This is a genomic window from Kitasatospora sp. NPDC038210 (genome assembly GCF_055600605.1).
Genome location: NZ_JBVJYK010000005.1, coordinates 498557 through 513299 on the forward strand (window position 1 = coordinate 498557; position 14743 = coordinate 513299).

13 protein-coding genes are annotated in these 14743 nt (G+C 75.3%); 4 read left to right on the top strand and 9 right to left on the bottom strand.

Annotated features, from left to right (window positions below; genetic code table 11):
* Positions 1-162: 162 nt before the first annotated feature.
* The 3 genes from ACZ7KX_RS13885 to ACZ7KX_RS13895 form a co-directional block, all read right to left on the bottom strand.
* A complete protein-coding gene (locus ACZ7KX_RS13885; protein ID WP_470326628.1) occupies positions 163-735 on the bottom strand; it encodes a dihydrofolate reductase family protein in 573 nt (190 codons plus the stop codon).
* A gap of 107 nt (positions 736-842) precedes the next feature.
* Entirely contained in the window at positions 843-1580 is a 738-nt protein-coding gene (locus ACZ7KX_RS13890) for an SRPBCC family protein (protein WP_470326629.1), read from the bottom strand.
* Complete coding sequence (locus ACZ7KX_RS13895; protein ID WP_470326630.1) at positions 1577-2233, bottom strand: ArsR/SmtB family transcription factor; 657 nt, start codon at positions 2231-2233, stop codon at positions 1577-1579. The genes ACZ7KX_RS13890 and ACZ7KX_RS13895 overlap by 4 nt, the downstream gene beginning before the upstream one ends.
* A 237-nt stretch (positions 2234-2470) precedes the next feature.
* On the opposite strand from ACZ7KX_RS13895, the gene ACZ7KX_RS13900 reads away from it, so the two are divergent.
* The 3 genes from ACZ7KX_RS13900 to ACZ7KX_RS13910 all read left to right on the top strand — a co-directional run bounded on the left by ACZ7KX_RS13900 (position 2471) and on the right by ACZ7KX_RS13910 (position 8461).
* A complete protein-coding gene (locus tag ACZ7KX_RS13900) occupies positions 2471-3298 on the top strand; it encodes a hypothetical protein (protein WP_470326631.1) in 828 nt (275 codons plus the stop codon).
* 1 nt (position 3299) lies between these two features.
* On the top strand, positions 3300-5027 hold the full coding sequence (locus ACZ7KX_RS13905) for a DNA polymerase Y family protein (RefSeq protein WP_470326632.1): 1728 nt from the start codon (positions 3300-3302) through the stop codon (positions 5025-5027).
* A gap of 185 nt (positions 5028-5212) precedes the next feature.
* Positions 5213-8461: an error-prone DNA polymerase gene (locus tag ACZ7KX_RS13910; protein ID WP_470326633.1), complete on the top strand. Its 3249-nt coding sequence runs from the start codon at positions 5213-5215 to the stop codon at positions 8459-8461.
* Positions 8462-8496: 35 nt separating this feature from the next.
* Here the strand turns inward: ACZ7KX_RS13910 and ACZ7KX_RS13915 are convergent, their stop codons facing one another.
* The 3 genes from ACZ7KX_RS13915 to ACZ7KX_RS13925 all read right to left on the bottom strand — a co-directional run bounded on the left by ACZ7KX_RS13915 (position 8497) and on the right by ACZ7KX_RS13925 (position 10666).
* The gene (locus ACZ7KX_RS13915; protein ID WP_470326634.1) at positions 8497-9003 is read right to left on the bottom strand and encodes a hypothetical protein; all 507 of its coding nucleotides are present in this window, start codon (positions 9001-9003) and stop codon (positions 8497-8499) included.
* Positions 9004-9109: 106 nt separating this feature from the next.
* Entirely contained in the window at positions 9110-9724 is a 615-nt protein-coding gene (locus tag ACZ7KX_RS13920) for a hypothetical protein (RefSeq protein ID WP_470326635.1), read from the bottom strand.
* Between the two features lie 111 nt (positions 9725-9835).
* On the bottom strand, positions 9836-10666 hold the full coding sequence (locus ACZ7KX_RS13925; protein ID WP_470326636.1) for a TIGR03084 family metal-binding protein: 831 nt from the start codon (positions 10664-10666) through the stop codon (positions 9836-9838).
* 278 nt (positions 10667-10944) lie between these two features.
* Here ACZ7KX_RS13925 and ACZ7KX_RS13930 point away from each other — a divergent pair, with 278 nt between their 5' ends.
* Complete coding sequence (locus ACZ7KX_RS13930) at positions 10945-11718, top strand: helix-turn-helix transcriptional regulator (RefSeq protein ID WP_470326637.1); 774 nt, start codon at positions 10945-10947, stop codon at positions 11716-11718.
* A 70-nt stretch (positions 11719-11788) separates the two neighbouring features.
* Here ACZ7KX_RS13930 and ACZ7KX_RS13935 read toward each other — a convergent pair whose 3' ends face one another.
* The 3 genes from ACZ7KX_RS13935 to ACZ7KX_RS13945 are packed head-to-tail and all read right to left on the bottom strand — an operon-like array spanning position 11789 to position 14590.
* On the bottom strand, positions 11789-13324 hold the full coding sequence (locus tag ACZ7KX_RS13935; protein WP_470326638.1) for an AMP-binding protein: 1536 nt from the start codon (positions 13322-13324) through the stop codon (positions 11789-11791).
* Positions 13325-13375: 51 nt separating this feature from the next.
* Positions 13376-13795, bottom strand: a complete 420-nt coding sequence (locus ACZ7KX_RS13940; RefSeq protein WP_470326639.1) for a MerR family transcriptional regulator — start codon at positions 13793-13795, stop codon at positions 13376-13378.
* 30 nt (positions 13796-13825) lie between these two features.
* Positions 13826-14590 carry an SDR family NAD(P)-dependent oxidoreductase gene (locus ACZ7KX_RS13945; RefSeq protein ID WP_470326640.1) on the bottom strand — a complete coding sequence of 255 codons (765 nt, stop codon included), beginning with the start codon at positions 14588-14590 and terminating at the stop codon, positions 13826-13828.
* Positions 14591-14743 lie beyond the last annotated feature (153 nt).

Consider the following 14743-nt stretch of genomic DNA (forward strand, 5'->3'; position numbering starts at 1 on the left):
CATCGCCAGCCGCCCGCTGCCGCACGCCCGGAAGGCCCGGGTTCCCGGTGCGGCGGGCGGGCGGCGTTCAGTCCGTTCCTCGTGCAGTGCCGAAGAGTTGACGAATCGTCAGGGCCATGCCCGTCCGACCGTGATCCGATCGTCGATCCCCCTGCGGGGCCGTCAGCGGACCACGTCGAAGACCTGCTTCTGCAGGCCGTTGTCGTAGGCCGCGTACTCGACCAGCTTCAGCTTCTGGGCGTCCTTGTCCGTGGCGCTGAACAGGCGCTTGCCCGCGCCGAGCAGTACGGGGAAGACGAGCAGGTGGTAGCGGTCGATCAGGCCGGCGTCCGAGAGGGCCCGGTTCAGGGCGGCGCTGCCGTGGACGATGATCGGGCCGCCCTCGGTCTCCTTCAGGGCGGCGACCTCGTCGAGCGAGCGCAGGATGGTGGTCTCGCCCCAGTTCGACACCAGGTCGTCCTCGGTGAGGGTGGTGGAGACGACGTACTTGGGCAGGGTCTTGTAGCGGGCGAAGTCCGCCATGTCCGGCCACACCGGGCTGAACGCCTGGTAGCTGACCCGGCCCAGCAGCATCGCGCCGGCCTCCTCCTGCTCCCGCCCCTTGATCTCGAACGCCTCGGGGACGAACTCGATGTCCTTGAAGGTCCATCCGGCGTTCCGGTAGCCGGGCTCGCCGCCGGGGGAGTCGACGACGCCGTCGAGCGAGATGAAGGCGGTGCTGATCAGGGTGCGCATCGGTGGTTCCTCTGTTCTTCGTACGGGTGCGGATCGGGGGCGTGCAGACGTGCTGATGGGCGAGCGGTCCAGCGGTCCAGCGGTCCAGCGGTCCAGCGGGCGAGCGGTCAGGCGAGGAGGCCGTTCAGCCACTGCTGCCAGGAGGCCTCGGCCCCCGCCGGTGCCGGGCCGAAGAGGTGGTGGAACATCAGGACCAGTCCCGAGCCGTGGTGGAAGGTGTGGAGCCCGTCGGCGGTGCGGACCGCCAGGCGCTCGTCGTCCGCCCAGACCACCTCGCCGTCCAGTGGCGGCAGGTCGGCCGGTCCGCCGTGGGCCCGTGCACCGACGGTGACCGGCAGGGACAGTGACAGTGCGTCGGCGAGAACCGTGCGGACCTCCGGCTCCGGCCGCCCGGTGGACGGCGCCGCGGCGAAGACGGGGGTGGCGGTGCGTCCGGGGAAGTGGGCGAGGTACTCGCGGAGCGTGTGGAGGTGGAAGGGCCAGCCGCGGCGCAGCGCGTCGTACTCGTCCTGCCAGTCGTCGCCGAGCAGGCCGCTGTGGACGACGCGGAGCACGGTGGCGGCGCCGTCCCGGCCCTCGATCAGGTACTCGAAGGCCATGAAGCGGCCGTCCTCGGCGGTGGTCGTGCGGGTGGCCAGGCGCTTGCCGGGTTCGTAGGCGGTGATCACCGCCTCCTCGCGGTGGCCCCCGACCTCCATGGCGGCGGTGCCGCCCTCGCGCGGGTCCAGCTCGTTGCGGCCCATGAACCAGGAGTCGATCCCCGGTCCGGTGGCGATCGCCTCCCAGACCTGTTCGGGGCTCGCGGGCAGGGAGGTCTCCAGCTCGATCTCGAACGGGTGGGTCATCGCAGGTTCTCCTGGTTCGGCTCGTCCTCGGGCTGTTGCGCGTCGGTCCCGGCCGTCTCCGCCGTGGGCCGTGCTGCCGAGGGGATCTGGTGGAGTCCGACGACCACCCGGTGGCTGCGGCCTCCGGGTGCGGACTCGTCGTGGTAGCGGCTGACGAGGGCGGCCACGGCCTGGGCCAGTTCCTCGGCGAAGGCCGTCCGGTCGGCCGCGGAGGCGAACCGCACCCGGGCGTCGATGCCGAAGGTGGCGACCCGCCGCCGGGCGCGGGCGGCGCCGGTCAGCAGGGTCCCGACCTCCTGGACGAGCCGGGAGCCGAGGGCCAGCAGCCAGTGGGCGGAGAGCTGGTCGGGGGAGCGGTCGGGGTCCGGGCTGACGGCGGCGAGGACGCTGGGGGAGATCACGTAGGAGGCCGCGGTGGCGCAGTAGACCCGTTCGGTGACGTTGCCCTTGCGCCGCTCCTCGGCGAGTTCGACGAGTCCGTGCCGCTCCAGTTCCTTCAGGTGGTAGTTGACCTTCTGCCGGGGCAGGCCCAGTCGGCCGGCCAGCATGGCAGCCGAGCCGGGTTCGGCCAGGGCGGCGAGGATCCGGGCCCGGATCGGGTCCAGGGACGCCTCGGCCGCGGCGGGTTCTTCGATGACGGCGACATCCAGCACCCCTCCAGGGTTCATCCGACAAAAAAATTTGTCAAGGAAAAAACGCTTGTCGGTAGCCCGGTCGGCCGAGTGGTCCCGCCCGGTCGGCCGAGCGCCGCCGCCCGTCCACTGCGGGCCCGTCGCCCCCTCCGGCGGTCGCCCGCCGCCCGCACCCGCCGCGACCTGGCACGGAGAGTGACGGGTGGGGCTACCGGGTCGGACTTGAATCTTTGCGAACGAATGTTCGATCCTGGGGCTGTGCCCGTTTTCGAATCTGTTTTCGAATCCACCGCCGAGCAGCCCGCACGCCCCGCGCTCCGGCCGGTGGCGCTCCCGGCTGCCGTGCCGGGGGAGCCGGGCGACGGACGGACGGAGGCCCGGGGCCTGCTGCCGGTGCCGCCCGCGCTGCGGGAGGTGCTGCCGGACGGCGGCCTGCGACGCGGCACCGCGGTGTCGGTGGCGGGCGGGGACACCGGGCTGCTGCTGGCGCTCGCCGCCGGGGTGCGGGACACCGAGGGCGGCTGGGCGGCGGCGGTCGGGCTGCCGGACCTCGGGCTCGCCGCCGCCGAGGGGTACGGGCTGGACCTGCGCCGACTGCTGGTCGCGGACGACCCCGGGCCGCACTGGGCCGAGGTGGTGTCGGTGCTGGCCGGTGCGGTCGAACTGGTCATGCTGCGCCCGGACGGTCCGGTGCCGCCGAAGCTGGCCGCCCGGCTGGCGGCGGTGCTGCGGCGCAGCGGCTGCGTGCTGCTGGTGGCCGGACCCTGGCCGGGCGCGGCACTGCGGCTGGGGGTGCGCTCCGGGCGCTGGTTCGGGCTGGGCGACGGCTACGGGCAGCTCGCCGGCCGACAGGTCGAGGTGGCGGCCGAGGGTCGCGGCTCGGCGGTGCGCGGCCGGACCGCCCGGCTCTGGCTGCCGGACGAGCACGGCGCGGTGCGCCCGCTGCAGGAGTGTCCGGTCCGGGAACGCCCGCTCCGGGATCGCCCGCTGCAGGAAGGCCCGTTCCAGGAGCGTCCGGTCCGGGAGCACCCGCAGCCGCAGCCCGTGGCGGAGCCGGCGGCACCACGCGTCGCGGCGGTGGTCTGAGATGCCCGGGAACGAGCGGTCCGGCAGCGAGCCGTCCGGGACCGCCGAGGACCGCACCCCCCGGGTGCTGGTGGTCTGGTGCCCGGACTGGCCGGTGGTGGCCGTCACCGGCGACGACCCGGTGGCGGTGACCGAGGGCGGGCGGATCCTCGCCTGCTCGGCGGGTGCCCGGGCGGCCGGGGTGCGGCAGGGGCAACGGCTCAAGCTGGCCCAGCGGCTCTGCCCGGAGCTGGAGTTGCGCGACCGCGACCCGGAGGCGGAGACCCGCCGCTTCGAGCCGGTGGTCGCGGCGGTGGAGGCGTTCACGCCCCGGGTGGAGGTGATCCGCCCCGGCCTGTGCGCGATCCCGGTGAAGGGCCCGGGCCGCTACTTCGGCGGCGAGGAGGCGCTGGCCGCCAAGGTCCGTGCGGCGGTGGCGGACGCCCTCGGTCGCCCGCCCGTCCCGGACGCCGTCCCGGGCGCGGTGAACCCCGAAGCTCCCGGAACCCCCGAAGCCCCCGGGGCTCCTGAAACCCCCGAGACCCCCGAAACCCCCGAGGCTCCTGAAACCCCCAAGACCTCCGAGACGCCCGGGGCCCCCCAGCCCCCCGAAGCCCCGCACGCCCAGGTCGGCGTCGCCGACGGCCTGTTCGCCGCCGTGCTGGCCGCCCGCGCCGGGGTGCTGGTGCCGGCCGGCCGGACGGCGGAGTTCCTCGCCCCGTACCCGGTGAGCGCGCTGGGCGACGAGGCGCTGGCCGAGCTGCTCGGCCGGCTCGGCCTGCCCACCGTCGGGGCGTTCGCCGCGCTGCCGCCGGAGGCGGTCGCGGACCGCTTCGGCCCGTCCGGGACGGTCGCGCACCGGCTGGCCCGCGGGCTGCAGCCGCGTCCGCTGGTGCCGCGCGACCAGGAGCCGGACCTCGCCGTCGAGCAGCGCTTCGACCCGCCGGAGCCGCTGGCCGAGCCGCTGGTGTTCGTCGCCCGCACGCTGGCCGAGGCGTTGCACCAGCGGCTGGCCGGGGCCGGGCTGACCTGCCGCCGGGTGGCCGTCGAGGTGGCCTGTGCGGACGGCCGGTCGGCCTCCCGGCTGTGGCGGCACGAGGGCCGGCTGTCGGCGACGGCGCTGGCCGAGCGGGTCCGCTGGCAGCTCCAGGCCTGGCAGGGCATGGGCACCTTCACCGACGGACAGGAGGGCTTCACCCTGCTCCGCCTGGCCCCCGACGGCCTCTCCCCGGACCAGGGCCGCCAGCTGGCGCTGTGGGGCCAGGCGGTTGCGGACGACCGGGTGGAGCGGGCGGTCGCCCGGGTGCAGGCGGTGCTCGGGCACGCCGGGCTGCGCCGGATCGAGCCGGCCGGCGGGCGCGGTCCGGGGGAGCAGGCGGTCAAGGTGCCGTGGGGCGAGCCGTACGAGGCGGCGGTCCCGGCCGATGCGCCCTGGCCGGGGCGGCTGCCGGAGGTGTGGCCGGCCGTGGTGCTGCGGGAGCCCACGCCGGTGCGGGTGCTGGACGAGGCCGGGCTGCCGGTCACGGTGGACGGCCGGGCGGGGGTGTCGGCCCGGCCGGCCCTGGTCGTGGTCCGGGGGCGGGAGGAGCCGGTGGGCGGCTGGACCGGGCCCTGGCCGGCGGTCGAGTACTGGTGGGACCAGTCGCTCGCCCGCCGCCGGGCGCGGTTCCAGGTCGTGGTGGGCGACGGCCGGGCGCTGCTGCTCACCGTGGAGGGGGGTGCGTGGTACCTGGAGGCCGGCTACGACTAGCGGCCCCGGAACCGGAGGGACCCGCGAGGGGTCCGCGAGGGACCAGACCCGCAAGGGACCAGACCCGCGAGGGACCAGACCCGCGAGGGGCCGGGCCCGCAAGGGACCAGACCCGCAACGAGCCCGGGCCCGCAAGGGACCGAGGGGGGTGAGTGCAGGCACGAGAACGACGAAGGCAACCCCCGATGGGCTTCACCAGCCACCCGAACCTCCCCTGGAGCGAGCTGCACCGCCGGCTGACCGGCGCGGCGCCGGACCGTACGGTCGTCCCGCTGCGCCGCCCCGCCCCGGAGGGGCCTCCCCCCGCCCCGGAGGAGTCCGCCGAACCCTGGGCCGAGCTGCACGTCCACTCCGCCTTCAGTTTCCTGGACGGCGCCAGCGACCCGGAGGACCTGGTCGCCGAGGCGGCCAGGCTGGGCGTGGAGACCCTCGCGATCACCGACCACGACGGCCTGTACGGCGCCGTCCGGCTCGCCGAGGCGGCCCGGGGCACCGGCGTGGCCACCGTGTTCGGCGCGGAGCTGACCCTCCGCCACGCGGCGGACCGCCGCTCCCCGGAGGAGACCGAGCACCTGCTGGTCCTGGCCCGCGACCCGGTCGGTTACCGCCGGCTGTCCGCCGCGATCGCCGCCGCCCAGCTGGCCGGTGGTGCGAAGGGCCGCCCGGCGTACGACCTCGCGGCGCTGGCCGGGGCGCACGGCGGCCACTGGGCGGTGCTCACCGGCTGCCGCCTCGGCCGGGTCCCCGCCGCCCTCGCCGGGAGGCAGGGCCCCGACCGGGGCGGGGCCGGGGACCGGCTGCGCACCCTCACCGAGGCGTTCGGCCGCGAGAACGTGTACGTCGAGCTGATCGACCAGTGGCTGCCCGGCGACGACCGGCGCAACGACGCCCTCGCCGCCCTCGCCGCCGAAGCGGGACTGCCCGTCGTCGCCTCCACCAACGCCCACCACGCCGGCCCCGCCCAGGGCCGCCTCGCGCAGAGCCTCGCCGCGCTGCACGAGCGCCGCACCCTGCAGGACGCGGTCGGCTGGACCAGGGCGGCCGGCACCGCGCACCTGCGCTCGGGCCGCGAGATGGCCGGTCGGCTGGCCCGCTTCCCGGGTGTGCAGCGGGCCACCGTCGAGCTGGGCCGGGCCTGCGCCTTCGACTTCGCCAGACTGGACCCGGAGCTGCCGGGCTTCCCCGTTCCCGAGGGCGAGACCGAGATCAGCCACCTGCGCACCCTGGTCGCGGCCGGCGGCCCGGCCCGCTTCGGTCCGGGCAACGCCGCCGCCCGCCGCCAGCTCGCCAAGGAGCTGGACGTGATCGAGGACCTCGACCTGGCCGGCTACTTCCTGATCGTGCACGACATCGTGGACTTCTGCCGGAGCCGGGAGATCTGGTGCCAGGGGCGCGGGTCGGCCGCCAACTCCGCGGTCTGCTACGCCCTCGGGATCACCGCCGTCGACCCGATCCACTACCGGCTGCTGTTCGAGCGCTTCCTCTCCACCGCCCGGGACGGGCCGCCCGACATCGACCTGGACATCGAGAACCGCCGCCGCGAGGAGGTCATCCAGTACGTCTACGGCCGCTACGGGCGCGAGCACGCCGCACAGGTCGCCAATGTGATCACCTACCGGCCCCGGCTGGCGATCCGCGACGCCGCCCGGGTGCTCGGCTACCCGCAGGGGCAGGTGGACGCGTTCAGCCGGCAGACCGACTTCCGCTCCGCCCCCGGCGCGGACGCCGTCATCCCCGCCGACGTGCTCGCCCTCGCCACCCAACTCCACGGTCTGCCGAGACACTTGGGCATCCACTCGGGCGGCATGGTGCTCACCCGGGAGCCGATCGGGGAGATCTGCCCGACCGAGTGGGCCCGGATGCCCGGGCGCTCCGTCCTGCAGTGGGACAAGGAGTCCACCGCCGGCGCCGGGCTGGTGAAGATCGACCTGCTCGGCCTCGGCATGCTCGCCGCCCTGCACGACGCCTGCGACCTGGTCGCGGAACACCACGGCCTGCGCTACGACCTGGCCACCATCCCGGACGACGACGGGGGCGTGTACGCGATGCTGCGCCGGGCCGACACCGTGGGCGTGTTCCAGGTCGAGTCCCGGGCGCAGATGGCGACCCTGCCCCGGCTCAAGCCGGACCACTTCTACGACCTGGTGGTCGAGGTCGCACTGATCCGCCCCGGCCCGATCCAGGGTGGCTCCGTCCACCCGTACCTGCGCCGCCGCGCCGGGGTCGAACCGGCCGGCTGCCCGCACCCGCTGATGGAGAACGCGCTCGGCAAGACCCTCGGGGTGCCGCTGTTCCAGGAGCAGATGATGCAACTCGCCATCGACTGCGCCGGGTTCAGCCCGGCCGAGGCGGATCAGCTGCGGCAGGCGATGGGCGCCAAGCGCTCGCACGAGCGGGTCGCCCGGCTGCGTGAGCGGCTGCTGGGCGGGATGGCCGAGCGCGGCATCCCGCCGGAGGTCGCCGAGGACGTCTACGGCAAGATCGAGGCCTTCTCCAGCTACGGCTTCCCGGAGAGCCACGCGATCAGCTTCGCCTACCTGGTGTACGCCAGCGCCTGGCTCAAGTACCACTTCCCGGCGGCCTTCACCTGCGCCCTGCTGGCCAACCAGCCGATGGGCTTCTACTCGCCGCTCAGCCTGGTCGCGGACGTCCGGCGGCACGGCGTGCGGGTGCGCGGGGTGGACGTCAACGCCAGCGGGGCGCGGCCCACCCTGGAGCCGTACCGGGGGCCGACCCCGAAACCGCCGCTGACCGCCGGGCGCCCGCAGCCGGCCATCCGGCTCGGCCTGGAGACCGTCCGCGGCATCGGCACCCCACAGGCCGAGGCGGTCGTGGCCGGACAGCCGTACGCGGACCTGGAGGACTTCGCCCGTCGCACCGGCCTGCCCGCGCCCGTCCTGGAGTCGCTGGCGACGGCGGGCGCCTTCGACTGTTTCGGGCTGACGCGACGTCAGGCGCTGTGGGCGGCAGGGGCGTTCGCCGGGATCTCGGCCGAGCTGATCCCCGGCACCACGCCCGGCACCGAGGCGCCGGAGCTGCCCGGGATGAGCCCGGTCGAGGAGACCATCGCGGACCTGTGGGCCACCGGCACCTCCGCCACCAGCCATCCGCTCCAGCACCTGCGCGACCGCCTGGACCGCGGCGGCGCGCTCCGTGCCGCCCAGCTCCCGGACGTGCCGCCGGGGACGGCGGTGGTGGTCGGCGGCCTGGTCACCCACCGGCAGCGGCCGCCGACGGCCGGCGGGGTGCTCTTCCTCAGCCTGGAGGACGAGACCGGCCTGATCAACGTGATCTGCAACCGCCCGGTCTGGGAGTCCCAGCGCCGTACCGCCCTGGACCGGGCCGGGCTGCTGGTCCACGGCCACATCGAGCGGGACCGGGGCGCCACCAACCTGATCGCCACCCGGCTCACCCCGCTCAGGATCGGACTCTGAACAGGGCGGGCCGGCCGGGGGCTTGGGGACGGGCCCTAGAAGGCGGGCTCGTCGCCCAGGTCGAGGATCCGCAGATCGGTGAGGCGGACGGCGTACCAGACGTCCCGGCCGCTCCCGTCGCCCCAGGACTCGGTCAGCCGGACGGAGGCGAAGCCCTTATCCTGCCCGACCTCCTGGGCCGCCCAGCGCGCCGGGGCGTCCTGCGCCCGGAACACCGGGTCGGCTTCGGACTGCTGGGCCCGGGCGTCCAGCCGGTGGTTCAGGTGCGCGGAGAGGTAGTGGCCGCGGACCTGTCGCGGGGTCCGGTCGCTCTGCCCGAGCACGGCGGCGCGGTACGCCTCCAGGAAGGCGGCCACCCGGTCGGCGGCCGGAGTGCCGGCCCGCACCGGCGCTCCGATCACGGGGGTGGGCGCCACGGCGGTGGCGGCATCCGCCGGGGCGGCCTGCGGGGGAGTGGCCCGGGCGGCGGCGGCCGGCCCGGCGAGGGCGAGCAGGGCGGTGGCGACCGCGAGGGCGGCGCGAACGGTGGGGGTGCGAATCATGCGGGCATTCCACCACCCGTCGAACGTGCGGGCCTATCGCCAGAATGAGTGGTTCTGTCGCCACCGCCGCCTTCGTCAGGGAATGTGGCGATGTGTCAGCCTTTTGTCAGCCTGCGGGGAAGCCGATCTCCACGAGGTCCTTCGCGAGCTCCTCCAGGTCGGTGTCCGGGTTGAGCGCCGCGACCACGGCCGGGGTGAGCGGGCGCAGCGCCAGGACGTGCTCGATCGCGGCGAGGTCCAGCGGCTGCTCGGGTTCGAAGTACTCCTCGGCCCAGTCCCGGTACGCCTCGGCCGACGGGTCCAGCAGCAGTCCGAACGGGCCGGCCCGGCACGCGTCGACGGCGTCCCCCCGCCAGGCCGCGTCCTGGTGCGTCCGCCAGAAGAAGGCGGTGGCTACCGGCTCCTCCTCGTCCCCGCTGCCCAGTTCCTCGACGAAGCCGCGGAACGCCTCGGGGACGGCGCCGAGCGGCTTCAGCGTCGTCGGCACCTCGTGGTCGAAGCTCCTCCCGTACACGCCGACGGGGGAGAAGAGCACGAACCAGTCGTTGCCCTGGCCGTCGCGCATCGAACCGAGCGCGTCGTCCGCGGACCAGCGGGAATCGAAGGAGTAGTACCGGCCGCCCCAGTCGTCCGGGCTGAGGATCGCGTCGAGCACGGCGAGGGCGCGGCAGCGGTCGCGCAGCTCGGGGATGGCGGGCAGTCGGCCGATCAGGTCGTTCATGCCCGCCATTGAACCCCGGGGGTCCGACACGTCCCGGCGGCCGCGGCCTGCGGACCGGCCACGCGGCGGCGGCCGCGACCCGCACGGCCGGACCGCCGGGGCCGGCCGACCCTACGACCCGGGCTGCCGCCCCTTGCCCGGCGCCCCGGCGAAGGCCTGGGCGATCGGGAGCCAGGCGGCGGCGACCGGGCCGGTCGCGGTGAGGGCGAGGTCGTCCCGGTGGCGGCGCTGGGTCACCAGGAGGCAGAAGTCCAGGGCCGGGCCGGTCACCACGTCCTGTGCGTCGGCCGGGCCGATGGCCCACGTCCCGCCGTCGGGGGCGGTCAGTTCGAGCCGGACCGGCCGCTCCGGCGCGGGCAGGCCGTGCGCGCCGAAGGCGAAGCCCAGGGTGCGCAGCCCCAGATGGGCGATGTGCCGCAGCCGGGCGGTGGGCTCGCGGGTGACGCCGAGCGCGTCCGCGACGTCCTGGCCGTGCGCCCAGGTCTCCATCAGCCGGGCGGTGGCCATCGAGGCGGGCTTCATCGGCGGGCCGAACCAGGGCAGCCGTACGTCGGCCGGTGCCGCGGACAGCGCCGCCAGCACCTCCTCCCGCCCGGCCCGCCAGCGGGCGAGCAGCACCGTCGGCTCGGCGGCCGCGCCGTCCCGCGCACCCTCCTCCACCGGGTCGGCGTCGGCCGCCGACAGCTTGCCGAAGCGGGCGTCGACCGCGGCGGCGAAGCCCTCCGCGTCGCGCGCGGCCAGTGCCGTCCAGTCGTCGGTCCAGGCCAGGTGGGCGATCTGGTGCGCGATCGTCCAGCCCTCGGCGGGTGTCGACCGGGCCCAGCCCTCCGCCGGCAGGCCGGTCACCAGCCCGTCCAGCACCGCGCTCTCGGCCCGCAGGTCCTCCAGCAGCCCGCCGAGGACGCCGCTCGGCGGCGGAGTCGGGGCGTTCGGGTCGGTCATCGGTTTCCCCTCCGATCAAGGCGGTCACCACCCGCCGGTCGTCACGGCCGCACCCTACGCCCGCCCCGTCACCGGCGCCCGCCACTCCGCGGAACACGCACGTCAGGACTCTCGCCACCGGCCGCGGCGCGTGTGAGAATCGCGCGATGAAAAGCGCGGACACTCCCCAAGCTGCGCGAGCCGGTGACGCTGCCGCGCGATCCGGCGAGGTCGTGAGACCCGGTGCCGCCGTGCGGTCCGACGCTGCCGCGCGACCGGATGCCGGGCGGCCGGATACCGTGCGACCCGGCGAGGCCGAAGTCGCCGTCCGGGCAGCCCAGCTGGTGCGGGACGCCGTCCTCGGCGACCTCGCCCGGCGCGTGGTGGCGGAGTGCGGCGCGGACGTCGGGCTGGTCGGGGTGCCGGAGCCGCTGCCCGGGCTGCGGAAGGGCGACGACGGCATGGTGCTGCGCCACTGGGCCGGCACCCGGGCGGACCTGCTGCACGACGTGGCCGTCCCGGCCGGCCTCGGCCTCGGCGGCCGGGCGCTCGCCGAGCGCGCGCCCACCTGGGTGCCCGACTACCGTGCGGCGACGACCATTTCGCACCACTACGACGCGGCCGTGGCCGCCGAGGACCTGTACGCGATGCTCACCGTCCCGCTGATGGACGGCGGCACCGTGCACGGCGTGGTGTACGCCTCGGTACGTGCCGTCGTGCCGTTCGGGGACGTCCGGATCTCCGCCGTCGGCGCGCTGGCCCGGGCCGCGGCCCGGGCCCTGGCCGGGGCCGCCGCCTGGAGCCGCGCGGCAGCCCGACCGGATCAGGGCCGACCGGAGCCGGGCCGACCGGATCAGGGCCGACCGGCCGCCCCCGTACGGCCGTTGACCCCGCGCGAGCACGAGGTGCTGCGCTGGGCGGCGACCGGCCGGACCAACCCGGAGATCGCCGCCCGACTGGGCCTGACGTGCAACACCGTGACCGGCTACCTCAAGTCCGCGATGCACAAGCTCGGCGTCCGCAATCGGACCGAACTCGCGCTGGCGGCACGGGAGTCGGGCCTGGTGGACTGAGCCCGCCCGGACCGCCCGGCCCGCCCGGACCGTCCGCCCGGACCGCCTGAACCGTCCGCCCGGACCGCGGTCAGTTGACCCGGCGCTCCCGCCCGGTCCAGTACGGCTCGCGCAGCCGGAACTTCTGCAGCTTCCCGGTGGCGGTGCGCGGCAGCGAGTCCCGGAACTCCACCGTGGTGGGCGACTTGTAGCCGGCCAGCCGCTGCTTGCAGTGCGCGATCAACTCGGCCTCGCTGACCGGCCCGTGGCCCTCGCGGAGGACGACCAGAGCCTTCACCGTCTCGCCCCACTTCTCGTCCGGCACCCCGATCACCGCCGCCTCGGCGACGGCCGGGTGGTCGTACAGGCAGTCCTCCACCTCGATCGAGGAGACGTTCTCCCCGCCGCTGATGATGACGTCCTTCTTCCGGTCGGAGATGGTCAGTTGGCCGTCCACGAGGGTGCCGCCGTCGCCGGTGTGGAACCACTCGTCCCGCAGCGCCTCGGCGGTCGCCTCCGGCTGCCGCCAGTAGCCGTCCAGCACGGTGTTGGAGCGCACCAGCACCTCGCCCTCCTCGTCGACCCGCAGCCGGATGCCGAGCGCGGGTGCGCCGGCCTGCACCAGCTTCTCGGCCCGCTCGGCGGCCGGCAGCGCGTCCCACTCGGCCCGCGAGCGGTTCACCGTGACGATGGGCGCGGTCTCGGTCAGGCCGTAGAGCTGCATGAACTCCCAGCCCAGCTCCTCCTCGACCTGCTGCACCACCGAGGTCGGCGGCGGGGCGCCGGCCACGATCATCCGCACCCGGTCCCGGCCGGGCACCGGGCCGTCCCAGTCGGCGGCCGCGTCCAGCACCATCTGGACCACGGCGGGCGCGCCGGACAGGAAGGTCACTCCGTGCCGCTCGACCCGGCGCAGGATCTCCGCGCCGTCCACCTTGCGCAGCACGATGTGCCGGGCGCCGAGCCCGGTGAGGGAGAACGGCAGGCCCCAGCCGTTGGCGTGGAACATCGGCAGGGTGTGCAGGTAGACGTCGCGGTCGTTGGCGCCGTAGTGCAGGCCCATCAGGGTCGCGTTCAGCCAGACGTTGCGGTGGGTGAGCTGAACGCCCTTGGGGCGGGCGGTGGTTCCGCTGGTGTAGTTGATGGTGGCGGTGTCGTTCTCGGACATCGCGTAGCGCCGGGGGGAGTTGTCGAAGTCGTACAGCAGGGCGTCGCTGTCCGCGCCGAGCACGAACTTGTGATCGGCCACCACCCCGTCCAGCGCGTCGGCGAGTTCGGGGTCGACCAGCAGGACGGAGGCGCCGCTCTGCTCGACGATGTACGACACCTCCTCGGCCTTCAGCCGGAAGTTCACCGGCACCAGTACCCGGCCGTACCCGCTCACCCCGAAGAAGGAGGTGAGCAGTCGCGCCGAGTTGTGCGAGACGATCGCGACCCGCTCGCCCGGCCCGACGCCGAGCCGGTCCAGCCCGGCCGCCTGGGCGCGGGCGAGTTCGGCGACCCGGCGGTAGGTCAGCTCGCCCCAGGATTCGGCCGGCTGCACCGGTTCGTCGACGATGCCGACCCGGTCGCCGTAGACCAGCTCGGCCCGGTCGATGAAGTCCATCACGGAGAGTGGAATCTGCATGCGCTCACTGTCCTCTCCCGTGCGCCCCGTGCACACCCCCGATCGGGGGTGTCACCCTTCCGCAGCACTCCCGCCCGCCGCAGGAGCGGCCGGGAGCGCCTCGGGAGCGGCCGGAGCCGCCGCCGGGAGCGCCGCGGCGAGGGCCGCCGCCAGTCGGTCCCGCGCCTCGGTCTGGGCGGAGATCCGGCGCTCCAGCACCGACAGCCGCTCCCGGGCGATCGCCAGCACCCGTTCGGACGGCCGGTTCGCCAGCACGTCGCCGTCCAGGCAGCCCAGCAGCGGCCGGAGGTCCTCCAGAGTGAGCCCGGCGCCCACCAGCGCGCGGATGTTGCGCACCCGGACGACCGCGGACTCCCCGTAGTCGCGGTAGCCGTTCGGCTCGCGCGCGGAGTCGATCAGCCCCGCCTGTTCGTAGTGCCGCAGCGCCCGGACGGTCGCCCCCGTTGCCCGCGCCAGCTCGCCGATCCGCACCCGTACAGCCCTCTCCGTGCGCCCCACTGGTCAGCCCACCAGGGCGCCCCCGTCGACGGACAACACTACGCCGGTCACGAACGAGGCCTGCGGCGAGGCGAGTTGCACGATCGCCCAGGCCACCTCGGCGGGCCGGCCGATCCGGCCCAGCGGGGTGTGCTCGATCTGCCACTTCCGGATGGCCGCCCGCCGCTCGGGGTCGTACCCCGAATGGTCGGCGATCGGGGTGTCGATGGCGCCGGGTGCCACGGCCGCCACCCGGATCCCGCGCGGCGCCAGCTCGACCGCCCAGCTGCGGGTGACGGTCTCCAGTGCGGCCTTGCTCGCCGCGTACACCGAGTTGGCGGGCCAGCCGCGCTGTCCGACGGCGGTGCTGACGTTGACGATCACGCCCCGGCTGTCGGCCAGGGCCGGCAGCGCGGCCTGCCCGAGCAGCACCGGGGCGACCAGGTTGGTGGCCAGCAGTTCCTCGATCCCCGTCCGGTCGTAGCCGCCGAGGCCCTGGCCGCTCCGGACGATCCCGGCGTTGTTGACCAGGACGTCGAGCCGGCCGAACCGCTCCAGCGCGGCCCCGACGATCGTCTCCGGCGCGTCCGGGCCGGTCAGGTCGGCGGCGAACGGCTCGATCAGCGACGGGTGCGCGGCCGCCGTCTCCGCCAGCGGCTCCGGCCGTCGCCCGACCGCGAGCACCCGCGCCCCCTCGGCCGCGAAGGCCCGCGCGGTCTCCCGTCCGATGCCCGTCCCGGCTCCGGTGACCACGACGACCCGGTCCTCTGCTGCGTTCACAGTGTCCATGCGGCAAGCCTGCGACCCTGCCGCAGGCGTCAGGGTCAAGCGGCGGCGGGCCGGGGTCGAGCGGCGGCGGGCCGGGGTCGAGCGGCGGGGGACCGGCGTCGAGCGGCGGGGGAGAGGAGCGCCGCCGTCCGTTTGCTGAGCCCGACGCGAACA